At 49.6% G+C, this 25,736-nt stretch carries 24 protein-coding genes and 1 riboswitch; of the genes, 15 read left to right on the top strand and 9 right to left on the bottom strand.

The window, feature by feature from the left end; all coding sequences use genetic code 11:
- Positions 1 to 91 precede the first annotated feature (91 nt).
- Positions 92 to 1,021 carry a hypothetical protein gene (locus MHI42_RS04080; RefSeq protein WP_342422846.1) on the top strand — a complete coding sequence of 310 codons (930 nt, stop codon included), beginning with the start codon at positions 92 to 94 and terminating at the stop codon, positions 1,019 to 1,021.
- 23 nt (positions 1,022 to 1,044) lie between these two features.
- On the opposite strand, the gene MHI42_RS04075 is transcribed toward MHI42_RS04080, so the two are convergent.
- The 3 genes from MHI42_RS04075 to MHI42_RS04065 all read right to left on the bottom strand — a co-directional run bounded on the left by MHI42_RS04075 (position 1,045) and on the right by MHI42_RS04065 (position 4,074).
- Positions 1,045 to 1,890: an ornithine carbamoyltransferase gene (locus MHI42_RS04075; protein WP_342422845.1), complete on the bottom strand. Its 846-nt coding sequence runs from the start codon at positions 1,888 to 1,890 to the stop codon at positions 1,045 to 1,047.
- A 111-nt stretch (positions 1,891 to 2,001) separates the two neighbouring features.
- Positions 2,002 to 2,721 carry a L,D-transpeptidase family protein gene (locus MHI42_RS04070; RefSeq protein WP_342422844.1) on the bottom strand — a complete coding sequence of 240 codons (720 nt, stop codon included), beginning with the start codon at positions 2,719 to 2,721 and terminating at the stop codon, positions 2,002 to 2,004.
- A 240-nt stretch (positions 2,722 to 2,961) separates the two neighbouring features.
- Positions 2,962 to 4,074: a serine hydrolase gene (locus MHI42_RS04065; RefSeq protein WP_342422843.1), complete on the bottom strand. Its 1,113-nt coding sequence runs from the start codon at positions 4,072 to 4,074 to the stop codon at positions 2,962 to 2,964.
- A gap of 159 nt (positions 4,075 to 4,233) precedes the next feature.
- Between MHI42_RS04065 and MHI42_RS04060 the strand changes: the two genes are divergently transcribed.
- Positions 4,234 to 5,160, top strand: a complete 927-nt coding sequence (locus tag MHI42_RS04060) for an AraC family transcriptional regulator (RefSeq protein ID WP_342422842.1) — start codon at positions 4,234 to 4,236, stop codon at positions 5,158 to 5,160.
- A 363-nt stretch (positions 5,161 to 5,523) separates the two neighbouring features.
- Here the strand turns inward: MHI42_RS04060 and MHI42_RS04055 are convergent, their stop codons facing one another.
- The 3 genes from MHI42_RS04055 to MHI42_RS04045 are packed head-to-tail and all read right to left on the bottom strand — an operon-like array spanning position 5,524 to position 9,129.
- Positions 5,524 to 6,663 carry a toxic anion resistance protein gene (locus MHI42_RS04055; protein WP_342422841.1) on the bottom strand — a complete coding sequence of 380 codons (1,140 nt, stop codon included), beginning with the start codon at positions 6,661 to 6,663 and terminating at the stop codon, positions 5,524 to 5,526.
- A gap of 27 nt (positions 6,664 to 6,690) precedes the next feature.
- On the bottom strand, positions 6,691 to 8,379 hold the full coding sequence (locus MHI42_RS04050; protein WP_342422840.1) for a VWA domain-containing protein: 1,689 nt from the start codon (positions 8,377 to 8,379) through the stop codon (positions 6,691 to 6,693).
- A gap of 27 nt (positions 8,380 to 8,406) precedes the next feature.
- Positions 8,407 to 9,129, bottom strand: coding sequence for a hypothetical protein (locus MHI42_RS04045; protein ID WP_342422839.1), 723 nt, complete (start codon positions 9,127 to 9,129; stop codon positions 8,407 to 8,409).
- A gap of 213 nt (positions 9,130 to 9,342) precedes the next feature.
- On the opposite strand from MHI42_RS04045, the gene MHI42_RS04040 reads away from it, so the two are divergent.
- From MHI42_RS04040 to MHI42_RS04000, 9 genes are all read left to right on the top strand, one after another.
- A complete protein-coding gene (locus tag MHI42_RS04040) occupies positions 9,343 to 10,827 on the top strand; it encodes a chromosome condensation regulator RCC1 (protein ID WP_342422838.1) in 1,485 nt (494 codons plus the stop codon).
- A gap of 141 nt (positions 10,828 to 10,968) precedes the next feature.
- The gene (locus MHI42_RS04035; RefSeq protein WP_342422837.1) at positions 10,969 to 11,307 is read left to right on the top strand and encodes a BlaI/MecI/CopY family transcriptional regulator; all 339 of its coding nucleotides are present in this window, start codon (positions 10,969 to 10,971) and stop codon (positions 11,305 to 11,307) included.
- A 2-nt stretch (positions 11,308 to 11,309) separates the two neighbouring features.
- On the top strand, positions 11,310 to 13,421 hold the full coding sequence (locus tag MHI42_RS04030) for a M56 family metallopeptidase (RefSeq protein WP_342422836.1): 2,112 nt from the start codon (positions 11,310 to 11,312) through the stop codon (positions 13,419 to 13,421).
- Between the two features lie 70 nt (positions 13,422 to 13,491).
- A riboswitch (purine riboswitch) is annotated at positions 13,492 to 13,601 on the top strand.
- 86 nt (positions 13,602 to 13,687) lie between these two features.
- Positions 13,688 to 14,653, top strand: a complete 966-nt coding sequence (locus tag MHI42_RS04025) for a DMT family transporter (RefSeq protein ID WP_342424684.1) — start codon at positions 13,688 to 13,690, stop codon at positions 14,651 to 14,653.
- Between the two features lie 330 nt (positions 14,654 to 14,983).
- Positions 14,984 to 15,820, top strand: a complete 837-nt coding sequence (locus MHI42_RS04020) for a PRD domain-containing protein (protein WP_342422835.1) — start codon at positions 14,984 to 14,986, stop codon at positions 15,818 to 15,820.
- A 102-nt stretch (positions 15,821 to 15,922) separates the two neighbouring features.
- Entirely contained in the window at positions 15,923 to 17,821 is a 1,899-nt protein-coding gene (locus MHI42_RS04015) for a beta-glucoside-specific PTS transporter subunit IIABC (protein ID WP_340987426.1), read from the top strand.
- A 36-nt stretch (positions 17,822 to 17,857) separates the two neighbouring features.
- On the top strand, positions 17,858 to 19,315 hold the full coding sequence (locus MHI42_RS04010; protein WP_342422834.1) for a 6-phospho-beta-glucosidase: 1,458 nt from the start codon (positions 17,858 to 17,860) through the stop codon (positions 19,313 to 19,315).
- Positions 19,316 to 19,436: 121 nt separating this feature from the next.
- Positions 19,437 to 19,640 carry a hypothetical protein gene (locus tag MHI42_RS04005; protein ID WP_342422833.1) on the top strand — a complete coding sequence of 68 codons (204 nt, stop codon included), beginning with the start codon at positions 19,437 to 19,439 and terminating at the stop codon, positions 19,638 to 19,640.
- Positions 19,641 to 19,665: 25 nt separating this feature from the next.
- Complete coding sequence (locus tag MHI42_RS04000) at positions 19,666 to 19,986, top strand: hypothetical protein (RefSeq protein WP_342422832.1); 321 nt, start codon at positions 19,666 to 19,668, stop codon at positions 19,984 to 19,986.
- Positions 19,987 to 20,113: 127 nt separating this feature from the next.
- Here the strand turns inward: MHI42_RS04000 and MHI42_RS03995 are convergent, their stop codons facing one another.
- Genes MHI42_RS03995 through MHI42_RS03985 form a run of 3 tightly spaced genes read right to left on the bottom strand, consistent with a single transcriptional unit; the run spans position 20,114 to position 21,585 of the window.
- Complete coding sequence (locus MHI42_RS03995) at positions 20,114 to 20,869, bottom strand: class I SAM-dependent methyltransferase (protein ID WP_342422831.1); 756 nt, start codon at positions 20,867 to 20,869, stop codon at positions 20,114 to 20,116.
- Positions 20,847 to 21,230 carry a cupin domain-containing protein gene (locus MHI42_RS03990; RefSeq protein WP_171719290.1) on the bottom strand — a complete coding sequence of 128 codons (384 nt, stop codon included), beginning with the start codon at positions 21,228 to 21,230 and terminating at the stop codon, positions 20,847 to 20,849. Before MHI42_RS03990 ends, MHI42_RS03995 begins: the two co-directional genes overlap by 23 nt.
- A 16-nt stretch (positions 21,231 to 21,246) precedes the next feature.
- Positions 21,247 to 21,585 (bottom strand): cupin domain-containing protein, encoded by a 339-nt coding sequence (locus MHI42_RS03985; protein WP_342422830.1) that lies wholly within the window; start codon positions 21,583 to 21,585, stop codon positions 21,247 to 21,249.
- Positions 21,586 to 21,732: 147 nt separating this feature from the next.
- Here MHI42_RS03985 and MHI42_RS03980 point away from each other — a divergent pair, with 147 nt between their 5' ends.
- From MHI42_RS03980 to MHI42_RS03965, 4 genes are all read left to right on the top strand, one after another.
- Positions 21,733 to 22,404 (top strand): Crp/Fnr family transcriptional regulator, encoded by a 672-nt coding sequence (locus MHI42_RS03980; protein WP_216626738.1) that lies wholly within the window; start codon positions 21,733 to 21,735, stop codon positions 22,402 to 22,404.
- Between the two features lie 240 nt (positions 22,405 to 22,644).
- Positions 22,645 to 24,021 carry a DHA2 family efflux MFS transporter permease subunit gene (locus MHI42_RS03975; RefSeq protein ID WP_342422829.1) on the top strand — a complete coding sequence of 459 codons (1,377 nt, stop codon included), beginning with the start codon at positions 22,645 to 22,647 and terminating at the stop codon, positions 24,019 to 24,021.
- Between the two features lie 150 nt (positions 24,022 to 24,171).
- Positions 24,172 to 25,131 carry an ABC transporter substrate-binding protein gene (locus MHI42_RS03970; protein WP_216626728.1) on the top strand — a complete coding sequence of 320 codons (960 nt, stop codon included), beginning with the start codon at positions 24,172 to 24,174 and terminating at the stop codon, positions 25,129 to 25,131.
- 174 nt (positions 25,132 to 25,305) lie between these two features.
- Positions 25,306 to 25,605 (top strand): iron-sulfur cluster assembly accessory protein, encoded by a 300-nt coding sequence (locus MHI42_RS03965; RefSeq protein WP_171719294.1) that lies wholly within the window; start codon positions 25,306 to 25,308, stop codon positions 25,603 to 25,605.
- Positions 25,606 to 25,736: the final 131 nt, after the last annotated feature.

Below are 25,736 nucleotides of genomic sequence, written 5' to 3'. Positions count from 1 at the left end.
GGGCCATCTTATCTGGTAATCGGGTAATAAGAGAATAGCTAAACTTAAGTTCAGCTATCAGACAGACATCTATTCTTCGGGAGGTTAGCAGATGAGAAGATTACATTTCAATTTGCCGGTATGGTGTAAAGGAGCTTTACTAAGCCTAGTTCTGATCTTTGGCAGCATATTCGCAGGGAATTCTACACCTCAGGCCACTGCGGCAGCATTCTCACAGAAGGAGGCCGTGTATAACCAGTTTCAAAAGTACATTAAGAATCCCGCCAGCCTCATACAGGCGCGGAACTATTTGCTCAATCATATCGGTGAAGCGGGCTCCTGGTATGCTACTGTAATGACGCTCCAGCTGGAGAATGCACAGGCAGCCCGGCTTGACACTTTCGCGGAGAAACTCTACCCGGAGCAAGTCCAGCAAGTAATTGATAGAGCTGCAGCCAAGAGCGGGCTAACATACAGCGGATTGTTGAGCTCGGTTCAGGAGGCCAATATCCGGAAATTGTTAATAGAATCGAGAGACATGGGTTATAAAATGGAGACCAGTGAGGGAATGTATTATCCTATTATGCATTATGAGGGCTTCAAAGCGTTTAAACCGTATATTGCAAAAGATATTGCCGCCTATATAGATCTCATGGCCACAGAGAGCAACCGCCCGGCGACCTACGATGCCGGAATCGTCATTACGTGGGATGAGGTTATTGCCAGGGCGGTAATCATGGAGGATTTTGTCCAGAAATATTCGAAGTCCAACCGGGTCAGCGTTGTCCAAACTGAACTGGGATACGCAGTGTCGAGAACGTTCTATGGGACGGACAACACTCCGGCTTATGATTATGAGGATGAAGCTGTTGACCCTGCACTTAAAAAAGCCTATGAGAATGTGCTGCTGGAGGGGCCAGGGGATAGCCGTATTCTGCAAATAATCCAGAAGCTGCTGCCTATGCTTGATGCCTCGGATGACCGCTTCACACCTCGAATTGAAAGCTATCTGAAAACTGCCCTTAAGCCCATTATTAATTGAACAGAATTAATCAGGTCCTGCAGTTAACGGGACAAACAATAGATAAGAATGGCCTGCTGCAGATAGATCAGGCTTTTCTTGAATCCGAATCCGGAAAAATAAGGCGAAGCAATCGCATCTTCACTTACTTCCTCATTGCGGAAGAAGGGAGGGCAAGGATTTAAGATCGCCTCCGGTTTGGCACATCTCATCCGCTCAAGGGTAATTTGATAGGCGCTAAGATACTCCTGGGTCAGGCATGTCACTGGCAAAGAATCGGTAAGAATAACGTCGCTCTCCGGCAGAATGCTGTCAAGACTGGTGTGATATTTATAGTTAGGTGTATCTGTTCCCATCTCTTTTCCAGCCGTGCATACATGATTGAAAGAGAGGTTCAGGGTCTTGGCGGCTTCCATCCAGGTTCTGGATATATTGCCTGCCGGGCCTACGAAGGTATAGGTTAGGTCCCGGTAGTTGTCCCTTGTGGACCGCAATGCGTACAGGTCAGCCAGAATTTCACAGGGGTGATTATGTGATGTCATGGCATTGATTACAGGAATAGAGGCATGGGAGGATAAGGCCTCCAGCTTGGACAAGTCCGGATGCCTGGCGATAATACCGTCACCCCAATTCTCAAGATAGCGGATCATATCGCCGGGAGACTCTTTCTTGTCCAGGGCTTCCGGCGGAAATGTGATATACGCTCCACCCAGGTCCCGGATGCCTTTCTCGAAGCTGATCCGGGTCCGCAGACTGGTGTCAGGGAAGAACAGAATCATCGTTTTTCCTTCAAGTAAAGGCTCCGGGCTTCTGTAACGAAGCTGATCGGTTAATTCAAATATTTCAAGGATCTGCTCAGCGGTGAACTGGCTTATATCCAGAAAATGCATCGTGGTATCCCTCCTTGGCACAGGTATATTCATTACAGCAGCTGTATAAATATACATTAGTACGGAAGGATATACAAACCAATATTTGCTAAAAAAGTCGCTGGTTTTGTGTCAGCCGGATATGCCAATAGCAATGGCCGGAGATAGGTCAGGGTTAAGCAGCCTCATCAGCTGAAGCAGATTAGACTCCGACATGGCAATGCAGCCGGCAGTAGGCTTGCCAGCGGCTCTCCAGATATGCAGAAAGATAGCGCTGCCTTTGCCGGACACAACCGGATCATCGTTGTATTTCAGAATGACAGCGTATTTATATAGGGGCTGCTGGAGCCGCTCATAAGACCGCCAGCGCTGATCCGGATTGCCGGCATAGTTCACCCATTGATTGTACTGGCTGGAGAACGGATCATCGACCCAGTAATCCTGATTAGACGTTCTTGTATAGGAGATACGAAGTCTGCCGGGATCCGCTGCTGATCCGAAGCCTGAGCCGAGGCGGTAGATGCCGGAGGGGGTCCGCCCGTCGCCTTCATTGATTTTGCCGATGCCCTTGCTGCCTAAGGTGACGGGAATTTCTGAGAGGACGGATTGCCATTGCCCGCCAGCTTTCTGATAAAGAGAGAGCTGGCCAGTCTGAGAATGGATGGACTTCGCTTCGACAACAACCATCTGCTGGCTATGTATAACATCTGCCTTGTAGGGCCAGGAAGCGGCGAAGCCGGCTGCTGAGGACCGGGGAGACCAGGTGGCGCAGCTTAAGAGCAGGAAGAAGAGAGACAATAACCAGATGATAGGTTGTACAGAAGTCCGCGGTTTCGTGTTATGGCAACGCATAGCTCAGCCCCCTTTGTCTTCTTATTACCTCTGGAGCGCTGGGGGGAATCGGCAGAATAATGGAATGTTTTATAGAATAATACGTAATCGAAGAGCAATCTGTACAAATAACTCATGACAGTATTGACTATCACTTGAAAAAAATGACCTTGGATAACATTCTTGATTATTTGCCTCTTGGTTGGCTGTTCCATCCCGGTTCAAACGAATGAAAGTTGTAGAGCGATTCTTAGGATTTCCTCAATCTGTTCTCACGGCTTTGACCAAACGCTCGATAAACTGAATGGGGAGGAGGGTATCTTGGGGATTCTTGGAGAAAGCCGAGTTTACGACAATTACTAGATCAAGGTCAGGTACGAGGGTCAAATATTGGCCAGCATAACCCATACCGAAAATGGCCTTGTGTCCGCTGTACTGATTCATCCACCAATGGTAGCCATAATTTCCAAAATTCGCATTTCCCTCCGAATGCGGAGTGGTCGAATCCTGGATCCATGCCTCCGATACAATGCGTTTACCATTCCATATGCCATGGTTAAGCACCAATTGGCCAATCTTCGCTAGATCCCTTGGCTCCATCTTCAGTCCGAAACCACCTGAATTCGAATCGTCCGGTGAACTAGGCCACTCTACACTATTAATGTCGAGAGGACCTAACAGATGCTCCTTGGCAAAATCAAGTTCGGATTTTCCAGTCGTTTTTCTGATAATCGCCGCCAGCAATTGGGAACCGCCCGTATTATAGTTCCAAATAATACCTGGGGCGTCATTCATTGATTGGCTAAGTATAAATTGGTTCCAATCCTTGGTCTCTGTCATTGGTTTGAGCATATAGTTCCACTCAGTCCATTCCGGGAAATGCCAGCCACTTGTCATACTGAGCAGATGCTCTATGGTAATGGATTTCTTAGCTGATGAATCGAACGAATCTTTATATTCGGGAAAAAATGCCTCGATCGGCTCATTAATTCCTTTCAGATAGCCTTTATCGATAGCTATCCCGATTAAGAGCGAAGTCACGCTCTTAGTGATGGAGTTTACAGCCAGCATAGAATCCGGCATGCCATCCTTATAATACTCGGAGACGATTGTGCCGTCTCTAACAACAAGCATGGAAAGAACCGCCGATCCCTTGGCAAGTTGCATCACTGCCTCGATTTCCTTGGAATCCATCTCAACCTGATCTGGAGTGCCGATCTGCCACTCCCCATTAGGCAAGCTAATCACCTTGGAGCTGTTGAGGGTTGGCACAGAGGTTGAGGACTTTTCGGAAGAGCAAGCGGAAGTGGCAAGTATCAGACAAAATGCCCCAGCCACCATGGCCAGCTTAGCGAAGCTGAATAATTTGTTCATAGAGTAACACACCCCTTAAATTTATAATTCGAACTCCCTTATGGTAGTGTAATGGGCGCGTATCGTCTTCCAATTTCTTGCTAACGAATTAACAATTCTTGCTATAATAAAAAAAGACTGAATCTATGAATAGGAAAAAGGAAAGGAGGGAAACGGATAGTGGCAGCAAAAGCCTTGGAATTGGAATATCGGTACCGGATCAACCATGTCGTCAACTACATGGAAGAGCATCTTACGGAGCCATTAACCCTTGAAGAAGTATCGGACGTGAGTGCCTACTCACCCTATCACTTTCATCGGGTGTTTAAAACGGTGATGGATGAGAATGTGCACGGGTTTATCCAGCGGATCCGCATTGAGAAGGCAATTAAGCTGTTATTGTTTCATCCAGGTAGAAGTATAACTGATATCGCCTTGGATTGCGGTCTGCAAACTCAGGCCCACTTTTGCAGAGTATTCCGCAAGCATACCGGTCTGAGCGCTTCTGAATACCGGGACAGATTTCGTCTGCGGACGATCGCAGAACGGTTTAGGACTAAAGTCACCTTAGAAAAGTCCACCGAACTGTCCTGCAAGCTGGCAGAGCTTCCGATCGAGATTCGGAGCCTTGCTCCGATGAATACGATCTATGCCCGATATAGGGGTACTATCAATGAAGGAAGGATTAATTCGGATATTACAGGGCTCTTTGAGCATGTAGCCTCATGGTTGGTCGCGAGAGAAGCCTTGAATAAAGACAGCTTAACTGTCGGACTCATCTTAGACGACCCTTACATCACGCCGGATGGCAGACACAGGTACGATGCTTGTATTACAACGGAGCACCGGATGACACCGACTGGCGATCTGGGTGTCCGGACGATTCCCGGTGGCAAGTACGCCCTTGTGCAGTTGAAAGACAGACCGGATAGGGTGAGAGATCTGCTCCACTTAGTCTCCACCGAGTGGCTTCCTCTAAGCCCGTATGTATGGGACGTCTCGAGACCAGCCCTGGAAATTTTCTTCCCCAACTCGCTTGACCATACGGCAGGACAGTGGGAAATGGAATTTGGCATCCCTGTTAAACTAAATGAAGCCGGCTTCTGAGGTATCACGTACTGACGGTATTCCGTTGTGGCGGTAACGCCTGCCTATTACTCCAGCTGTTTCGGGTAGGAGGTGATTATAGTCTAGCGCTGAAGAGCGACGGTACCGTTTAGTTACTCAAGTTCCAGGTATTTCATGCGCGGTTTCCAATTCTTGCGGTGGGTGCAACAGTATACACTTTTGGGGTACAGACATGTCCAATCTTGGGGGGGAATGCCTACAGGATTATAATTATTATATAGTTCGCTAAACGTTATCTATCAAAACAGCGACAGCTAAGGACAGGAAATAGCGTCCTTGACTGTCGCTGTTTTGATTTCGGAGCTCAGTCCAATCCTTTATTTTAAGCTGACAACAGTAGTGCTATAACCCCAGCGTACTGCCTTTTTCCAGCCGCCGGATCTGCTGTTCGCCGCTATCCGCCAGTTCCCGGAACTGGTTGATCGTCTCCCGCATCTTGGGAAGGGCCTCCTGCTTGTAGGTGCTGATAGAATCAAGTGCAGAGAGGACATCCGTGAACGCCTGCTTCAAGGTGTCAGCGGAAATACTGGTTTCGAGCGACTGCTTGTGGATGGCCGCGCCCTGGTCCTTCAACATTTTGGAGGTGCCGCTGATCAGGTTGTTGGTGGTCTGGTTCAGCAGCTCGATCTTTTTGAGCACGATCCTCTGATTGTATAAGGCACTTGCGACCGTAACCGAGATTTTGAGCGCAGATACCGTAACGTTCCGTGCTCTGTCCACACCGCGGATCAGCTCTTTGTTGTTGCGGATGACGACTTCGATGGCCATAATCCCCTGCTGGTTGACCACCAGCATCTGCTGCAGATCCATTACCCTCTGACGTAACGGGAACAGGACTTCTTCGGTGATGAACCGGATTTTATCCTCGTCTTCACTGCGCTGTTTAGCCGCCTCAATCTGCGTCTCGATCTCCTGATCCATCAGGATGCCGAGCTGAATTTCCTTTTTGAGCCGTTTAGTCAGCTCCCGCAGAGTCTGCTGCTCAATCTCTAAGGTGGTATTATCATTTTTCAGCACGCTTTTGCCTCTATCCAGAGACAGAATGATATCGGAGATGACACTATCCGCCTTCTGGTATTTGGCGAAGTAATTGCGCAGGGGATGGAAGAACTTGCCCAGGAAGCCGCTTTTGGCGAAATCAACTGCACTCGGGTCCAGATCCTTCAGCTGCAGATGCAGCTCTGTTAATCCCTTGGCGACCTGGCCGCCTTCATCACCGGTCTTGGAGAGATTACCTACAGATACCTGCAGGAGCGAATTCTTCTCCGAAGAGGAGCGCATGGTGCCCATCCCGAAGCTGTCAATCGACTGCAGCACTGATTTACGTTTCTCCAGTGAATCGAAATCCAAGGCAAGAATATTGGATACATTATTGACCGCCTGTTCCTTCAGCTGCGTAACTTCCTCCGGCTCCGGCTGCACCTGCTCTTCGACGGCCTCTTTCAGCTTCTCAGATCTGGGAATTTCCATTGAGAATGACATGGGAACCCTCCTTCGGGATTATGGGACTTACATTTGCACATTGAGCAGATTGCCGATTTTGTAGACCACATCTTCAGTATCTGCATTGATATTAGCCGCCTCGTTGATGCTTGAAATGCTCTCCAGCGCCTTGATGTTGGCGTTATATCCAATTGTATACACGGGGATTTTGTAGCTCTCAATCAATCCTCTGATCTCATCCAATGAATGTCCTTCGTTCGTTTCCCCGTCGCTAAGCACGAAGATCAGCGGTTTCATCTCCGGGTGCAGCGCGAGTTCCTCCTTCAGCATCTTCATGGCCACGACCATTCCGTCAAAAGTAGCCGTCCCCCCGGTAGCCTGCAGGCTATTGATCGCCCCAACGAACATGGACTGCTGATTGGTGTCGTATTTGCCGATCGGCAGATTAATCGTCACATCACTGGAGTAGGAGACAAACCCGATGCTGTTGTCCTTGCCCAGAAACTTCTGGCCCTTCAGCAGTGATTCCTTGAGCCGGTTCAGCGGTTCGCCGGCCATGCTGCCTGATACATCAGCTACGAATACTGCGGCAATCGGTTTGCTGCCGTCTTTTTTCTCCTTCCACAGCTTCTGGGCTGAGGAGAGGAGGGAGCCGTCCACCGGAGCCAGCTCGGACTTGTAATCATTCAGACCGTTAAAGCCTCTGTCCGAGGCTGCTGTCTGGTATTTGTCCTGCACGGCAAATTCGGCGAACTTGCGGATGATCTCCAGCTTTTCTTTTGGCAAATCACCCAGTGCATAGAGCGGACTGTCATGCCGTACCCCGAAGGGAGTAAACACATACCCGCTGGTCAGATCCGCCGCATTGACATACGTCTGATATTCCAGCACAAAGGCATCCAGCATGCCCGACTTCGCCGCATCCCGCATCTGCAGGGTAGTGGAGGCAATGAAAGGCACATTCGCCTGGAACTTCTCAAAGCCTTGAACCGCCTTGTCCCCCAGCAGATCCGTACTGTCGAACGTGCCCAGTGCAGTCACGAGGAAATTCAATCCCGTGGAGCTGGCAAAAGGATCAGTGTAGCCCATCGCAAGCTCATTCGCTGCAATGGCATCGGTGATCGTCTTCACATTAATCGAGCCGTATTTGCCGACCAGCTGATCATATTTCTGCTTGCTCATGACCACCCCGGCCACATTGCCGGCCAGCCGTTCAGATACAAGTTCCGCAGAGACGCCGCTTGCCTTGACCATTTCACCCCATAGCTCATTGGACGGAGTGTAGGCGTCAGGCACATATTTGCCGGAGCGGATATAATCTGCGGCTGTACCCGAAGCAATATTACGGATGCTGACTGAGACAGGCTTGCTGTCCACAAGGATACCCGCAGCGTTGAAGTCATTGGCCACTTCATTCAGCCAGCCGTCGTTGCCGGTGCCGGATTTCTCGGTCGAGGAGAAAATTTCGGCATAGCTGTCCGTTGTACTGTTCACAGAAAGCGGGAATTTGGAGATGTCGGGCAATGAATCGCCGACTGCTGCCGGATCAAGATCAATTTGCCCTTTTACAGGTGCGGTACTGCTCACGTTAATATCTTTATAGATCCTGTTCAGCCTTTTATCAGCATCTTCTGCAGAGATCTCTGTCTTGGATTTGCCCAAGTTCGCGGTCAGGCTGATTCCGAAGTAGACAAGCGCAAAGACGGACACGGCAATGAGGCCCAGAACGATGAATGTTTTGCTTTTCCTGGCCATAATCATCTTCCTTTCCTTACTGATTCACTATTGATAGAGTTTCGTCTGCCCGATCAGGGCGGTCAGCTCCTGCATGCAGGGCATCTCCAGAGCGGCGTCATAATCAGCACTTCCGAGCTGGGAGATCTCCAGCAGCAGCTGGTCCAGCTTCAGCAGAATCTCCTCGTTGGCTGCCAGACAGCCTTTGACATGGGTGAAATATTCGTTGAACAAGGCGTTCTTCTTCTGGATGAATGTACTTGTGAATCTGCCGGAGTTGATTGTACCCGTAAATTGGGAGAACTCGGCGGCATCGAATACACTTAGCTTGTTCAAGATACTGCGGATATTCAGGTATAGGAGCTTCTCAACGTCTTGAATCACCGTGTGGAACTTCCGGAAACTGAGCTCTGTCCGCTCGAAACGCCCGGAAAGAACATTCAACAGCGTCTGCTTCTTCTTATCCATCCGCTCCAGCTGATCCAGGGCCAGGGCGACATCCTCTTTCAGTACCCTCACATTACGGTAGCGGTTAAGTTCAGCTATATAGTCTTCCCGTGAATCGAGAGAGGGGACAGCGGGAACAATTGCCCGTTTGAAGAGCAGGGTATAACTCCCGTAGAGCACAATCAGCAGGCTGACAACCAGCAAGGTTACCCCTGTTGCAGTTTCAAGAGCACTGGACCCGCCGATGGCTACTCCCAGCAGTCCTGGCGATAAGATAGCAATGTTCAGAACGACCACTCCGGCAATTACGCCCAGCAGCTTCACAGGTCCGGAATTATTCAGGATTAACACCCCCTCCAAGAGTATATTTAGCTACTGCTCCTTTTGATTCGTAAATGGAGAGAAATACTGTGTATGTAACGTTTAGCATGTTGGGATTTTACATTTCCCCGCTGTGCTGTACTAATAATTGGAAGTATACTAGTCTAGTTGATAGGATAATTATGGGGAAAAGAAGAGTGCGAGGGGGAAAAGACTTTGCTTTTACGTAAAACAGTTATTCAGCTCATAGTATGTATACTGGTGGTGTCCGTATTCCTGCCTTCCGGCAAGGAAGCAGCTGCGGCGCCTGCGTTAAAAGTGGTAAGTGCATCCGGCGGTTCTGCGCATGGAATTGCGGCCTGGAGCGACGGGACAGTGACCGGCTGGGGATACAACAAACAAGGCCAGGTCGGCGACGGTACCAGCATTAATCAGTACGTTCCCAGAAGAGTGGAGGGTCTAAGCGGTATCGTGCAGGTGGCGGCAGGCGGGAATACATCCTTCGCGCTCAGCGGGGGCGGTGAGGTATGGGGCTGGGGTCAAGCCTACAGCAGCTTCATTCCGAATGACCCCATTCTGCCCAATCAAAGAAGGGGAGGTCCGGTTAAGCTCGAAGGTCTTCAGGACGTTTCATTCCTGACTACGGACGGCTCCAAGGGAATTGCTGTGAAAAAAGACGGGACCGCAATGCTGTGGTATCCGTCCTATGATCAGGCTGACAGCACGCTGGTGCAGATCCGGTATCTAGCGCTTGAAGGCGTTTCAGGAATTAAATCCGCTGTGATTAATGGTAACGATGCGTTGTTTCTTACCGGGGCTGGCAGTGTGAAGCAGGTGAGCCTCTATAACAGTGTCCTGAACCGGATGCGCCTTGAGGGTGATCCGGTCAGTATAGGAAAGCTGGCTTCATCCTCTATAACAAGTATGACAGCCTCCCAAGGTGAGGTGTTCCTGCTCCGAAGCGACGGCCAGATCCTGCGCTGGAACAAGGAGCTTCAAGCGACGTCACCCGTTGCCGGTCTTAACGGCGTCTATCAGCTGCAGGCGGGATTCTACCGGCTCTATGTACTGAAGAAGAATGGGACAGTCTGGCAATGGAATTACAACTCAGGAGCGCAGGTTAAACCGTTTCAGGTAAAAGACGGAGCCGGCATCACCAACATTTGGGGAAGCAGCGGGAACTTCGGATTTGCCCAGCGCAAAGAGGGTGCTTTTCTCGGTTGGGGGGACGGTTTTGACTCGGGACTTGCGACTGGCAGCGGTACGACAACCAGGGATGAAGAGGGTTATGTCCTGGCGCCGGTCCAGCATCCGCTAACTTTCGCCGTGAACGGGAAGCCGTTCTCTTTTTATGGAACCGCAGCAGTGATTGACGGCAAACTGTATGTTCCGTTAACCAGTGTATTCAAGGCGCTTGGTGTACAGGTCAGCAGGGGGATATCCAATCCGGATCCGAAGCTCGGCAATTATCATTTCACTGTCTGGTCCTTTGTTTACGGGAATTCGACGATTCAGGTTAAGGTCAGCGATCCGCTCGAATTGTATATCAATGGCAAGAAATCAGGCCGTGAGTTTAAAATAGGCAGCTTGCCCGATAGCACAATGTTCCCGCTGGAGGAAATCTGCGGGATTCTCGGTATCGGCCTGCAATGGAATAAAATCACAGGTGAAGTGAAGCTGGGGACTACAGTAGAACAATAAAAGGAGTGCTGCTGGCACGTTGAACGGGCTGGGTTTCAGTTCTGGACATTCCGGTCTACAAGTTGTAAACTGAACTCAATTGAGTCTACAACTTGTAGACCGAAAGGGCTGAATAACTTGAGAAAAAATGCATTAACGGATATGGAGTCCAAATTCGCAGATTTGATCTGGAGCCATGAACCTATTCCTTCAGGCGAGCTAGTAAAGCTGTGCGAGACTGAACTGAACTGGAAGAAATCAACAACGTATACGATGTTGAAGCGTTTGGAGAGCAAAGGCATATGTGAGAACCGGAATGGTATAGTCACGGCAATATTGAATAAAGAGGATTTCTACGCCGAACAGAGCAAGCAGTTCGTGGAGGAGACCTTCGAGGGCTCCTTGCCCAGGTTTCTGGCGGCATTCACCAGAAGCCGGAAGCTTAGTGACAGCGAAGTAGATGCCTTTGTGAAGCTAATCAAGGAGCATAAGGAGGAATAGCCGTGGATCAGCTGTTGGAACACCTGATGAAGATGACTATTACAGGCAGCTACTGTATTGTAATTGTAATCCTTATGCGGCTGATGCTCCGCAGGGTTCCCAAGATCTATTCCTATGCATTATGGTCCATAGTCTTGTTTCGGCTGATCTGCCCTTTCTCTTTCGAGAGTGCCATCAGTCTAATACCGGCGGAGGCGCAACAGATTTCAGTGAAATTGACGGCTTCACAAGCTGCTGCAGGGGCAGTCCTGCCGGATTCCCGGTCCGCTCAAGTCCTGCAGGTACCGGAGGAGAGCCAAGGTGCTGCAAGCCTGCAGCCAGTGAATGCTGTATCACAGTCAGTGACTGCTACAGCTCAATCTGCAGACAGCCCGGCTTCCGGTAATCCATGGGCCCAGACTGCGCTGTATATTTGGCTTACCGGGATTGGCATTATGCTTGTACACAGCCTGACTGCCACAATCCGCCTGAGACGCAGGCTGGAGAACGCGCGGCTCTTATCCGGGAACATCTACGAAACCAGGCGGATCTCAACCCCGTTTGTCTCAGGTATGCTGAGACCGCGGATTTATCTTCCCCCCGGTCTGCAGGATCAGGAGCGGGCTTATATCATCAAGCATGAGCAGGTGCATATCCGCAGATTTGACCATATCATCAAGCCTCTAGCCTATGTTGTACTCTGTATCCACTGGTTCAATCCGCTGGTCTGGCTCGCATTCTTCCTGATGAGCGAGGATATGGAGAAATCCTGCGATGAGAGTGTGATCCGGCAGCTGGGCAGCGGGATCAAGCAGGATTATTCGCTTTCGCTGTTAGCTTTGTCAACCGGGAGACGTTTTACCTACGGCTCGCCGCTTGCTTTTGGAGAGAGTGGTACGAAAGGACGGATCCGTAATATTTTACATTACCGCAAACCCGCATTCTGGGTAGTCCTGCTCTGTATTGCCGGAACCGCCGCGATCAGCGCGGGGCTGCTTGGCAACCCCAGACAGCAGGCAGAAATGACAGAAAGGGATTACGCAGAACAATACATTGAGGCGAATATTGCGTCCTATCAAAGAGCGGTGCCGGATCTAACTTTTGAGAATAGCACCATCACTAAATTTGAGCGCATCGGTGAATTCGATCACCTGCTGGATACGCCTGTACAGCTCTGGGCATTGGAATACAGGCTGAAGCCGGATGATGCAGACAAATTAATGCAGCTGGGAAATATAAATATAGAAGACGGCATGCTTACCGAAGACGGGAGTATGGGCAAGCCGATACTTGTATTCTCCTATCAGGATTCTATACCGGAGTATCTGGGGGAGATCAGGAGCGGGGAGAACGACATGTCCCGGCCAGCCGGTCAGGAGATAGCTCTCCGCAAGTTCTTCAAAGGGAAAGGCATACTTCCGCATGAGACATTCAGCGGCAATCATATCCTGGTCAAATTTATTTTGACCACTGGCGAGACCAGCCAACTGTTATTATCCCAGCCGGTGAAGCAGGGGGAGCAAGGTATCTGGACCGTTGAACGCTGGATGGATACGCGCGGCAATGAGTATTACGAAACACCGGAGACGGAAGAGACTCTGGCTGCATACTATGCCGGCCTGCAGGCGGGAGCTGATGGGGGGACGGAACAGGCATGGCTTGACCCGATTCAGGTGGCGGTTCAATATATCAGAACTGAACTGGGCCAGCCGGTATCCAGAGACCATCTTGTAGTAGATTATGAGGCAACTGCCGCAGATTTTGCAATTGCACCTGTGAGCAGCTTCCTTGGTTACGTTACAGGTCTTGCCATGGACAGCGACACATTGAATTTGGATCAGGTGGAGTGGCTGACGCTTGAAGATTCTGAACGTTTTGCCGCCCTGGGTATCACGGAGGAGGATCTGCCGGGAGGATTCTATATCCTCAACAAATATAAGATTAACGATCTCTACACTGTCACGGCGGAAACGGAGTATAAGCTGATAGACCGTGTGAATCCCGGAACGCTCCAAAGCGTCAGCAAAGCGGAGTTTATTGCGTATTATGAGCAGTTTACCGGCTTCGCCCCTCCTTGTATGATTACGGTGAGCAATAACACGGTTAATACCGTCACAGAGGTTTATGTTCCGTAACTCCACAAATTTTAAGAATTAAGGGTTGACGCCAGCTCACTTGACGTGTAACATATGAACAGTCGTCAACCCGATAATTACATATTGTTCTCGTATAACCTCGCAGCCATCAGGTACATCAGGGCGAGGGTTTCTACAGGAAGCCTACTCTTCCTAACTACGATGATAAGGACTTTGTTACACAGGTCCCTATCCCGGAGTTAGGATTATTTGCGTGTTGCGGCCGACACAACAGAGAATCAGGAGGCATAATTGAAATGAAAGATATGAAATACTTAATCTCCGTGCTCGTAGGCGCTATGAGCTACGGCATTTTATCCACAATCGTTGTATTAGCATACGGAGAAGGCTATAAGCTGGGCGAAGTCGTTGGTACACAGCTGCTGACCGGCTGCATTCTTGCCTGGCTGCTGGCCTTATATACTAAGGTTAGAGAGAACCGTAAACAGCGCAGCCGCAATAATACTGCGGCCGCGGCTGCTGTCAGCAAGGCTCCGGCCATGAAGCTGGCCTGGAAGCACAGATTGCTGCTGATGCTCGCCGGCGCGCCAACAGTGGTTACCGGTCTGCTGTACTACCAGTCCCTCCGGTATATTCCGGCGTCGCTCGCGATTATTCTTCTGTTCCAGTTCACCTGGATCAGCGTTCTGATCCAGGCCGTAAGCAAACGCCAGCGTCCTGATAAGATCACCGTGTTGACCTTGATCCTGCTATTCGGGGGAACGCTGCTGGCAGCCGGGATTCTGAATCAGGGAGCTGCCGAGTTTAACGCACTCGGGCTTATGCTCGGGCTGTTATCTGCGGTAAGCTACTCTATGTTCATTATCTTCAGCGGCAAAGCCGTTCCGGCTGCGCATCCGGCCTACCGTAGCGCCTGGATGGTTACCGGCGGCCTGCTGCTGCTGTTCATCCTGTTCCCGCCATACTTCCTGTTTAACGGTTTGCTGTGGAGTCAGCTGCTGCTGTTCGGCTTCCTGCTGGGATTGTTCGGCGCCTTTATCCCGCCAGTCCTGTTCGCCATCGGTGTTCCGCATATTGGCGGAGGCATGGCTGGTATTCTCGGTGCCGCTGAACTGCCGGTTGCCGTGCTGCTGTCCTCGTTCGTACTGCATGAGCATGTAAGCGGCCTGCAGTGGACCGGAGTGATTCTGGTGCTGATCGGAGTTGTCCTGCCGGAGCTGTATAAGCTGCGTTGGAGAAATTCCCGGTCGGTCACTTCATCATCCGTGTAAGTTCTTATTCAACAGTAACATGAAGCAGAGGATTAATTTCCGTATTACCCGGAAATCATTCCTCTGCTTATTTGCGTACGCAGAATGTTCCGGTCATCCGGACGGAATAAAGCTCATTGAAAGCGCAAACATTTTTGTTGCCAAAAGAGAAATAGAGTGCTATTCTGAATTTGGGATTGTTACTGAAAAGGCAAAACCCAAAACATGGTCACGTGTTTTGGGTTTTGCCTTTCTTTATGTTAAGGCCTGCGGGACGCCGCGGGAATCCTTGATTAATCCGTCTACATCCTGTATTGATGAATGAAATTCGGGATAAAGGAGGGCAGAGGGTTGATTATCGAAAAAATTTTCAATAACAATGCCATTATTGCCAAGGATTCAGGTAAAGATGAGCTGGTGGTCATGGGACGCGGCATCGGATTCAAGAAGAACGCCGGCGATCCGGTCGATGTATCCCTGATTGAGAAGACGTTTGTACTGAAGCAGAATGATGCTTCGGAGAAATTCAAAGCATTAATGGCAGATGCACCCGCCGAATATGTAGCTTTAAGCTACGATATTATCGAATATGCCAAGCATTCCCTGAAGGTGCGCCTAAGCGATTATATCTATGTTACATTAACGGATCATTTGACCCATGCACTTAGGCTCTGGGACCAGGGGATCCGCAATACCAATCCGCTCATCTGGGAGATACAGCGCTGTTATCCCAAGGAATATGGTATCGCACTTCAAGCCTTGCAGATCATTGAGGGTTATACCCGCATCCGCCTGCCGGAGGATGAAGCCGGCAATATTGCCCTGCATCTGATCAATGCGCAAATAAACAGCTCCGGTCATAGAATTGCTGATGTCACCAGACAGACGCAACAGATCGATGACATTCTCAATATTGTTAAGTATTCCTATAACAACGAGATTTATGAGAGTTCGGTCAGCTATGAGCGGTTCATTACCCATCTCCGGTATTTTTTTCAGCGGTCACGCAAGAAGGAAGCGGTGGAGCCGGTTGATGATTTTCTGCTCAAGCAGGTACGGACCAAATACAAAAAGGCGCATAGCTGTGTACTCAAAATTGAGCAGTACCTGGACACCCGGCTTCTGGATGAGGAAAGGCTGTACTTGACGATTCATATTCAGCGGGTAACACAAAGACAAACTGAATAAAACCTTTGGATTGTTACTGGTCATGCAGGCGAAACCAAATCGGCAGAATATTGCCGTGTGGTTTCGTTTTTTGTTTTTTAATCGGGAATGGGAGGGTTTAGGATGAAATATGATGCACTCGCGAATGAAATTATCAGGAATGTCGGCGGCAAAGAAAATGTTAACGGATTAACCCACTGTGTGACCCGTCTGCGCTTCAAACTTAAGAACGACACACTGGCGAACACAGATGTGCTGAAAAATATGGATGGAATCGTTACAGTCATTCAGAGCGGCGGCCAATATCAGGTCGTCATCGGCAATCATGTATCTGAGGTATATGCCCAGGTTATGGCTGCTGGCGGATTTCAGGAAGACGGGTCAGAGGCAGCCACGGCCGGGAAAACAAGCTTGTTCAACAGATTTATCGATATGATCTCCGGGGTATTCTCTCCGACGCTTGGTGTGCTGTGCGCAACAGGAATGATTAAGGGGTTCACTGCCCTGTTTGTGACGCTGGGACTGATTACGAATACTTCGGGTACCTACCAGATTCTTAATGCGCTCGGGGACTGCCTGTTCTATTTCTTCCCGATTTTCCTCGGATATACGTCGGCGAAGAAGTTTGGCGCCAACATCTTTATCGGAATGGCTATTGGTGCTACATTGGTCTATCCGACATTTAGCAGCACCATGGCAACCGGCGTGCCGCTCTATACGCTGTTTAGCGGAACGATCTTTGAATCTCCGGTCTATATTACCTTCCTTGGGATTCCGGTCATCCTAATGTCTTATACGTCCAGCGTCATTCCGATCATCATCTCTACTTATATCGGATCTAAGCTGGAGGGCTTTTTCAAAAAGGTGATTCCGAGTGTGGTACGCACATTCCTGGTCCCGTTCTTCACCCTGCTCGTCACCGTTCCGCTGGCCCTGATCGCCATCGGCCCTATCTCCACCTGGGCGGGACAACTGCTGGGAGAGGGAACCTTGTTCCTCTACAATCTCAGTCCGGTTATTGAAGGCTTGCTGGTTGGCGCGTTCTGGCAGGTATTCGTCATCTTCGGCCTGCACTGGGGTCTGGTGCCGATTGCGCTCAACAACATGGCTGTGCTGAAATCCGATCCGATTCTGGCAGCTTCCTTCGGGGCTTCCTTTGCCCAGACCGGTGCCGTGCTGGCTATTCTGCTGCGGACCAAGAACGTCAAGCTCAAGTCATTGTCTATTCCGGCAATCATCTCAGGCATCTTCGGTGTCACTGAACCTGCTATATACGGGATTACGCTGCCGCGCAAGAAGCCATTTGTCTTAAGCTGTGTCGCTGCGGCAGTCGGGGGCGGTATTGTCGGTCTGATGGGCACCAAGGGCTATATTCTCGGCGGTCTGGGCATCTTCGGCATCCCAAGCTATATCAGTCCGGACGGTATGGATAAAGGCTTCTACGGGGCAATTGCGGCGATTGTAATCAGCTTCATTCTAGGTTTTATTCTGGTATTCTTCTCCGGATTTAAGGATGAAGAGGCTGCAGAGAGCAAGAGCACAGGCACCCCGCGCAATACGCTGGTGAAGCAGGAGACTGTGGGTAGTCCGCTGAAGGGCCAGGTCAGAGCGCTGTCCGAGCTGACAGACGAAGCCTTCTCTACAGGAGCCATGGGCAAGGGCATCGCGATTGAGCCGCTGGAAGGCAAGGTATACTCACCGGTAGACGGGGTACTGACCACATTGTTCGCATCCGGGCATGCCATAGGGATCACCAGTGATAACGGGGTCGATATTCTGATTCATGTGGGCAAGGATACCGTCAAATTAAAGGGCAAATACTTCACCCCTAAGGCCAAGCAAGGAGATCTGGTCAAAAAAGGCCAGCTGCTGATGGAGTTTGATGTAGCGGCGATCAGAGAGGCCGGTTATACCCTGACCACACCGGTCATTATTTCAAATTCCGCCGAGTATCTCGATGTGATTGAGACGGACCTGAAGAGCATTGATTACAGGGAGAATCTGCTGACTGTCATGATCTGATCTGTGCAAAGAAACCCCAAACGAGGAGGAACTATAATGAGCACATTGTACAAAAGTTTTCCGGAGGATTTCCTGTGGGGCGGCGCAACCGCTGCCAATCAGCTGGAGGGCGGATTCGATGCTGGAGGCAAGGGACTAAGCACTGCCGATGTGATTACTGCCGGAACGCATATGGTATCCAGAAGAATCACACCTGTTCTTGAAGCCGGTTCTAACTATCCTAGCCATGAGGCAGTGGATTTCTATCACCGCTACAAGGAGGATATCGCTTTGTTTGCCGAAATGGGCTTCAAAGTATTCCGCTTGTCCATCGCCTGGTCACGGATTTTCCCGAATGGGGATGATGTACAGCCGAATGAGGAGGGCCTTCAATTCTACGATCAGGTCTTTGCCGAACTCAAAAAGCATCAGATCGAACCGCTGGTAACGATCTCCCATTATGAAACCCCGTTTCATCTGGCTGAAGCCTATAACGGGTGGGCCGACCGCAGAACGATTGACTTCTATGTCCGTTATTGTGAAGTGATCTTCAATAGGTACAAGGACAGTGTGAAATACTGGCTGACCTTCAATGAGATTAATATTCTGACGATGCCGTTCGGAACATTCATGGCTGGAGCGATCATGCCGCAGGGCAATGCAGAGCTCGGCACTTCGGCAATCGGCGACAATGAGCAACTGCGTTATCAGGCGCTGCATCACCAGTTCCTCGCGAGCGCCAAAGCCGTGAAGCTGGGGCATGAGATCAATGAGAAGTTCCAGATCGGCTGCATGATTGCCTACATGTGTTCTTACCCGCTGACCTGTAATCCGGAAGACGTTCTGCTGGCGCAGCAAAAGGATAATCTGAGCAATTTCCTCTGCTCGGATGTACAGGTCAGAGGCGCATATCCGGGCTTCGCCACAAGATACTTCAAGGAGAAGAATATTAAGCTCCAGGTGGAGGAGGAGGACGGGCAGACACTGCGGGATGGCTGTGTAGATTTCTACACCTTCAGCTACTATTCATCCACCTGCGTGAGTGCAGCGCCGGATCAGGAGGCTATTGGCGGCAATCTGTCGATGGGGCTGAAGAATCCATATCTGCAGGCAAGCGCATGGGAATGGCAGATTGACCCGCAAGGACTCAGATGGTCCCTGAATCATATTTACAACCGGTATGGTATTCCTATGATGGTAGTAGAGAATGGACTTGGCGCTGTAGATACCGTTGAAGCGGACGGTTCAATCCAAGACGGTTACCGGATCGATTATTTGCGGGAACATGTCAAGACCATGGGTGAAGCGCTGGAGGACGGGGTAGAATTGATCGGCTACACTCCGTGGGGCTGCATTGACCTGGTCAGTGCAGGAACAGGCGAAATGAAGAAGCGCTACGGATTCATCTACGTCGACAAGGACAATGAAGGGAACGGCACACTGGCCAGATTCCGCAAAGACAGCTTCTACTGGTACAAGAATGTAATCGCCAGCAACGGAACACAGCTGGATTAATCAGGCTACCAGCAATGAGTTCATAAGCATAGCAGCCAACAGTGTTCTGCACTGCTTGGCTGCTATTTGATTTTGTAATGAGCATGCTTGCACAAAATCAAGGATCGGACTCGGCCCATCCTTGATGAATACGATCATTATCGCCCTGATCGGGCTGCCTTCAGCTATCCCGGTGATTCAGTTCGGACTCGCTACGGTAATTGATTATATATTAGTCTGGCTGGGCGTATTCATAGCGATGCATTCCTTCCCGTGCACCGGCGATGCCAAGAATATCTGGAGCATGTACATAATCCAGCTACATTGGAATTTCAGCTTGGAATGACTATAACCACTAAAGGGGAATTACAATGATCATAAAAGGCATCGAGGGTATGGACAGCGGAAGTATTACGAGTCAAATACAGCAAGGCGGAAAATTCGTTATTTACACGTATTGCTTCTCGGTTATCCTGATGACGTTCAGACGAAGCTCCAATATCTACTTTATCCGAGCTGACGAGAATGCCGTTGCTAAGGGACTCAAGTTCACACTGCTTAGTGCAGTGGTAGGCTGGTGGGGAATTCCCTGGGGGCCGATTTATACCATTGGTGCATTGATTACGAACCTCAGGGGCGGAAAAGATGTAACGGCCGAAGTAATGGCCTCTATCTCAGAGCAGAGCGCTTAACGTAGCCCAGCCAAAGAAGGCTGTTACAAAAGCAGGAGCTATCCCAAGCAGCCAGTTCATGGCTTTTGGGACAGCTCCTTTTTGTTGTGTATGAGCTCTTTAGTCCAGGCGGCACAGGGATTTTTCATCAGTCCTTGCTGCTGCACACGGCGATATAATTCAGGTCCTTGCCTGTTGTATTGAAGAAGGTATACATCTTCTTGAACTGGGCGCGGTTTTCTTTTTTGAGTGCATTCTTGAAAATACGCAGCGTACCGGGGACACCTTCATCACGGAGCATGCCTTTAACACTCATCAGCGACATAGTGCCTGTAGAATGTTCGATCTTCTTGAATCCGGTGGAGTTGAACAGTCCTTCCCATTCTGCCACAGGCAGCGGCTCTACATTAATATGAATTGTCCGGCGCAGCTCCGCCAGCTCCCCGGCCATATTGTCCTTCGCAAAAGTGATGTCATGCGTAAGCAGAACTCCGCCGGGTTTCAGCACACGGAAATATTCAGCTACAGCCTTCTGCTTTGCCGCCTGATTCAGCATGGTCAGCATCGCTTCGTTAATCACGACGTCGAAGCTGTTATCCTCAAAAGGCAGCTTCATCGCATTGGCCTGTCTGACCTGGATGTAACCCTCCAGATTGGCATCTCTAATATTCTTCTCAGCCTTCTCAAGTGCTCTGGGGTCCATATCAATCCCGGTAATCTGGCACTTATACTCCCGCGCAAGCTGGATAGAGGTGGTACACATGTTGCAGGCCACTTCCAGCACCCGGCTGTCTTTAGTCAGCTTCGCATGCCGGATCAACCAGTCCGTAGCAGCGACACCGCCGGGACGCAGCCGCTTTTTGCCCAGTTTGGCCAGGAAATTATGCCCGACTTCTTTTTTCAACGTGTCTCAGCTCCTTCTTCTCCGGTTTGACCACAATCAGCAGCATTTGGAAGGCTTCTGTAGCATACAGCGCATGGGGAATATTAGCCGGCAAAATGATCGTTTCCCCTGCCAACACCGTGTATGGTTTATCCGCAATGGTGATCTGAGCCTCGCCCGACAGAATATTCACCATGGCATCGCCCGGGGAGGAGTGGCCGCCAATCGATGAGCCTTTATCCAGGGAGATCAGTGTCATGGCGAGACTGGAGCGCTGTACCAGGGTCAGGCTGGATACCTGCTGCTCCTCCACCGTAATGATCTTCCGTAAATCCATAACTTCTGCTTGCGGCAATCTTTTAATATAGTGTTCTTGCTCCATACGATCTACCTCCAGGTTATATGCTGATTTGCAGAAATTTGCAGCTGCTCTGCGCAGCGAATTCATGCCAGGTACCGGCTTGGACGATTACCGCTGCCCCGGCGGTTAATGGACAGGGCTGCTCTGCTATGAGCATGTGGAGCTCTCCCTCCAGTACGTGAATGAGCTTGGATCTGGGCGAGGTCTCCGAGCTGATGGTCTCATCCTTATCCATGCCGTATAGTACCCATTCAGGTGCTTCAGCGGCTTGTCCCGAACCTTCTGCGATATTCAGTGTTCTGCTCGATATCTGATAGGGCCGGATGCTAATCATGTCATTGAAATAAAATACTGTGCCTGCAGTCATTCCGCTCATGCCGTCCTCCTGTATATATTGAATGATTCTTAACATTTGGTATAATGAGAAAAGGTGAGAATCGTTCTCATTTATTGAATTGTAGCAGAGTTTGTACAATGACTCTGTTGCCATGGCAACAGGAGGCGGATAAATGTGCAGCAATATATGAACAAAATCCAAAGCACGGTCTTATTTAAAGGATTTATGATCAGCGAGGTGCAGCAGGCACTCGGTTGTCTTCAGGGTACCATCAAGGATTTCGCCAAGAAGGATGTCATCTTCAAGCAGGAGGAATATCTGGATTCGGCGGGTATTATTCTGCAGGGAAATGTATTGCTGTGCAAGGAGAATAGTTCGGGCATGCGGTTCATATTCTCGGAGCTTGAGAGCGGGGAGATTATCGGGGAGACCGCCCTTCGTCTGGAGCAGGAGCCCAGCGGCTACGAAGCGGTTGCAGGCTCGGCGTGCCGCGTGCTGTTCATCAAGATTAACAAAATTGTACGTCCGGGCCAGGCGACCTGCCATTTGAGAAGCCGGATTATTGAGAATATGCTGACCTTGCTGCTGGAGAATAACCGGTCGATGGTTCAGAAGCTTGATCTGGTCTCACACAAATCACTGCGGGAACGGATTATCCACTACTTAAGCCTGCAGGCCCAAAAAAATAATTCGCCCGTCTTTGAAATTCCATTCAGCCGGAATGATCTGGCGGATTACCTGACTGTGGACCGGAGTGCCTTATCCAGAGAGTTGCAGCGGATGGCACAGGATGGACTGATCCGGTTTACACGGAACCAGTTTGAATTGCTGAAGGCAGATTATGAGAAGGAGTGGTAAAAGAAGCAGTGGTGAAAGAATCAGTGGTAAAAGCATGCGGACTCCTGTAAGTACAGATTGACAATCTGTACTTTTGAATATATTGTAGATACATTAAGTCTTTGATTGAAGGTGTTTATTGCCTGTCCAATTAACCGGAACAATCTGTCAGAAGTTAAAGTGGAGGGCGTAGTCCGCTTTTATTAAGGACTTAGTATATCTTTAATATATTTTATAACAAGAGAGACAGGTGGAGACGGAATGAAAAGCAGACCCGGATTAATCGTATCTTCGCTGGTCATCGCGAATTTCCTCGGGCAGCTGATGCAGACGATGCTGAATACGGCATTGCCCAGAATGATGCTGGATTTGGGGATTAATGAAGGCAGGGCCCAGTGGCTGATTACTGTATACTATCTGACTGCAGGCATAACGGTGCCTGTTGCCGGATTTTTAATCGGAAGATTCACGACAAGAGGTTTATTCTTCACTTCGGCAAGTGCCTTTGCAGCAGGTACACTGGTCGCGGGAATATCCCCGGACTTTATCTTGATTCTGAGCGGGCGTATTATTCAGGGCTTGGGCGCAGGACTGCTGATGCCTCTGTTCCAGACAACGATTCTTAGGGTGTTCCCGAAGGGGAAGATAGGCTCGGCTATGGGGTTAATCGGATTGGTAATGGGCCTTGCTCCGGCGCTGGGTCCGACCCTGTCAGGATTAGTCGTTCAGGATCACTCCTGGCGGATTCTCTTCTATGCATTGCTGCCTGTAGTGATAGCCAATCTGCTGCTCGCTGCGTTCAGTCTGCAGAATGTGGGGGAGAGACACCGGGAGAAGCTGGACTACATATCTATTCTATGTTCAACAACCGGATTTGCCGGTCTGTTATACGGTGTTAATCTGGCAGGAGATCAAAGTGCCTCGCGGGTATGGGCAGGGGCCGTTATCCTAAGCGGGATATTGTTCATAATTCTATTTATCAGGCGTCAGCTGAAGCTTACCGTTCCATTGCTGGATTTCAGGCTGTTCAAGAGCAGGAGCTTTAGCCTCGCCACAATTATTGGGGTGCTGATGTTCATTGTAATGGTGGGTGCTGAGCTGCTGATTCCGTTATATGTGCAGAATGTCCGGGGGCTGACGCCAAGGGAGTCAGGTCTGATGCTGCTGCCGGGTGCGCTGCTGCTGGGGGGTACCAGTGTAATCTCCGGAAAAATATATGACCGCTATGGAGTGAGGCTGGTGCTTCGCGGCGGGTTTACCCTCATTGCCGGGGTAGCTTTGCTAATCTCGCTTATGTTATCCCAGGATTCATCCATACTTATACTCGCTGTGCTCTATGTATTTCTAATGGTGGGAATCGGGTTTATTATGACCCCTGTTACCGCCTATGCGATGGCAAGTGTATCTCCCAGGATGATTGCACATGCCTCTCCAATGACGATTTCGATCCGCTCGTTAGCCAGCTCTATGGGAGGGGTTCTGCTGATAGCCATAATGACGATTACGATGAATTACAGTTCTTTCACCTTCCCGGTGAATATGATGCAGGGATTCCATGCCGCTTTTTGGAGCCTGACCGTAGTAGCCATAGCCGGATTAGGTTTATCGTTTAATCTGAAGGGGCGGACTCATTCGTAAAGAATAGTTAAGGGAATATTCACTTTACGCAGATCGTCCATGGTTTTAACGACAATAATCCATGTTCAAAAAGGGGAGATGAATCTATTATATTAGTAATGGTGATAATGATTATCATTATTAATAAATGATGGAGAGTGGTAGCAGGCTATGATTAAGAGAATAACAGGTTTGGTACTTGCTGGTGTTATGGCGCTGGGTATCGTTTCTGCCGCAGGTGTAAATGTCGTACCTGTAGGCGTTGCGGAAGCCGCACAGGCAACGCAAAAGATTACCTATAAAGGCAAGGTATACACCGTTCCGGTCAAAACCAATAATATTGTCATTACCGGTGCAGTAGAGGCGCTGGAAGACGCACTGGTACTCAATTTCAAACCCAAGGGAGCACTGACTGTCGGTGGTGAGTTCCCTTCAATCTTTTCCAAAATAACAAGCGGCGTAACAGCGATCGGGGAAAAGGCAGAACCTGACCTGGAAGCGATCCTGAAGCTCAAACCGGATATTATCCTCAGCAGCACGAAGTTCCCGGCGGAGACCAATGAGAAGCTGGCGAAGATCGCGACAACCATTCCAGTATCGCATATCGCCACCGATTGGATGGACAACCTGAAGCTGCTCGCAGCACTTACGGGCAAACAGAAGGAAGCGACCACTGCGATTTTGAAATACCAGAAGGAACTGAAGGAAGCCAAAGTGAAGCTTGCACCGAAGCTCAAGGACAAGAAGGTCATTGCTCTGCGCATCCGCTCAGGCAGCCTGTTCCTCTATCCGCAGGACGTATTCTTTAACCGCTCCCTGTATGCCGATCTGGGCGCAACTGTGCCGAAGGAAGTACAGCAGGTCAAAGCCCAGCAGAATATTTCCCTGGAATCCTTTGCCGCAATCAACCCGGATTACATCTTTGTACAGTTCTCGGCGGATGAGAACAAAGACAATCCTAAGGCACTGGAAGAGCTGCAGAAGAACGCCATCTGGAAGAGCCTGAAAGCTGTGAAGGGCGGCAATGTATTTGTCAATCTGGTTGATCCGCTGGCACAAGGCGGGACTGCATTCAGCAAGTTCTCCTTCCTTGAAGCCCTGATGAAGACTAAGCTGTATACAGCGAAGTAAGATTAATTCCAGCCAGTATAAGCAAATGGAAGAAAACAGGAGAGAGCCCAGGCCGGCTCTCTTTTTGCTGCACCAACAGCTGGCGCAATTTATTGCTGAATTATATATAGCACCTTATATTATGTTATAATGAATTTCTTATTGTAAATTACAAAGAATAGAGGTCGCTAGAGGATGAAAGTTAAAGTTAACCGCAATGCTGCAAAGGTTCTGAAGGATATGCTGAACACTCCTGAAGCGGAAGGCAAGAAGATCCGCGTCATTATTACTCAGGATCACGGCAATCACGGCCACTATGATGTTGCTCTTGATACACCGACTGAGCATGATGAAGTCATTGCCACGGATAAAGGTATCGAGATTGTGCTGGATACACGTCAACCGCTGCTCGACGGTGTCTGGATTCAGTATTTCTATGTTCCCCAAGAAGGCTTCTTCATTACGAATCCCTCTACAGGATTTCTTGAGAAATAAGCAGCTGAACCTGATATAGCACCATATGGTTTGAGACGGCATTGTCTTAACAGCCTTATAAGGGCTGCTAAAGATAATGCCGTCTCTTTGGGTTGTTTAAATAAACAGAGCGGTGATATTCATCATTTATT

Source organism: Paenibacillus sp. FSL E2-0178, from assembly GCF_038593005.1.
Lineage (GTDB): Bacteria > Bacillota > Bacilli > Paenibacillales > Paenibacillaceae > Paenibacillus_AQ > Paenibacillus_AQ phytohabitans.
This window is presented reverse-complemented; position numbering and strand designations above follow the sequence as displayed.

Coding starts and splice junctions, on each gene's coding strand:
- MHI42_RS04080 (WP_342422846.1), top strand. CDS start 92: ATGAGAAGATTACATTTCAATTTGCCGGTATGGTGTAAAGGAGCTTTA.
- MHI42_RS04075 (WP_342422845.1), bottom strand. CDS start 1,890: ATGCATTTTCTGGATATAAGCCAGTTCACCGCTGAGCAGATCCTTGAA.
- MHI42_RS04070 (WP_342422844.1), bottom strand. CDS start 2,721: ATGCGTTGCCATAACACGAAACCGCGGACTTCTGTACAACCTATCATC.
- MHI42_RS04065 (WP_342422843.1), bottom strand. CDS start 4,074: ATGAACAAATTATTCAGCTTCGCTAAGCTGGCCATGGTGGCTGGGGCA.
- MHI42_RS04055 (WP_342422841.1), bottom strand. CDS start 6,663: ATGTCATTCTCAATGGAAATTCCCAGATCTGAGAAGCTGAAAGAGGCC.
- MHI42_RS04050 (WP_342422840.1), bottom strand. CDS start 8,379: ATGGCCAGGAAAAGCAAAACATTCATCGTTCTGGGCCTCATTGCCGTG.
- MHI42_RS04035 (WP_342422837.1), top strand. CDS start 10,969: ATGGAGTCCAAATTCGCAGATTTGATCTGGAGCCATGAACCTATTCCT.
- MHI42_RS04025 (WP_342424684.1), top strand. CDS start 13,688: ATGAAATACTTAATCTCCGTGCTCGTAGGCGCTATGAGCTACGGCATT.
- MHI42_RS04015 (WP_340987426.1), top strand. CDS start 15,923: ATGAAATATGATGCACTCGCGAATGAAATTATCAGGAATGTCGGCGGC.
- MHI42_RS04010 (WP_342422834.1), top strand. CDS start 17,858: ATGAGCACATTGTACAAAAGTTTTCCGGAGGATTTCCTGTGGGGCGGC.
- MHI42_RS04000 (WP_342422832.1), top strand. CDS start 19,666: ATGATCATAAAAGGCATCGAGGGTATGGACAGCGGAAGTATTACGAGT.
- MHI42_RS03990 (WP_171719290.1), bottom strand. CDS start 21,230: ATGGAGCAAGAACACTATATTAAAAGATTGCCGCAAGCAGAAGTTATG.
- MHI42_RS03985 (WP_342422830.1), bottom strand. CDS start 21,585: ATGAGCGGAATGACTGCAGGCACAGTATTTTATTTCAATGACATGATT.
- MHI42_RS03980 (WP_216626738.1), top strand. CDS start 21,733: ATGAACAAAATCCAAAGCACGGTCTTATTTAAAGGATTTATGATCAGC.
- MHI42_RS03975 (WP_342422829.1), top strand. CDS start 22,645: ATGAAAAGCAGACCCGGATTAATCGTATCTTCGCTGGTCATCGCGAAT.
- MHI42_RS03970 (WP_216626728.1), top strand. CDS start 24,172: ATGATTAAGAGAATAACAGGTTTGGTACTTGCTGGTGTTATGGCGCTG.
- MHI42_RS03965 (WP_171719294.1), top strand. CDS start 25,306: ATGAAAGTTAAAGTTAACCGCAATGCTGCAAAGGTTCTGAAGGATATG.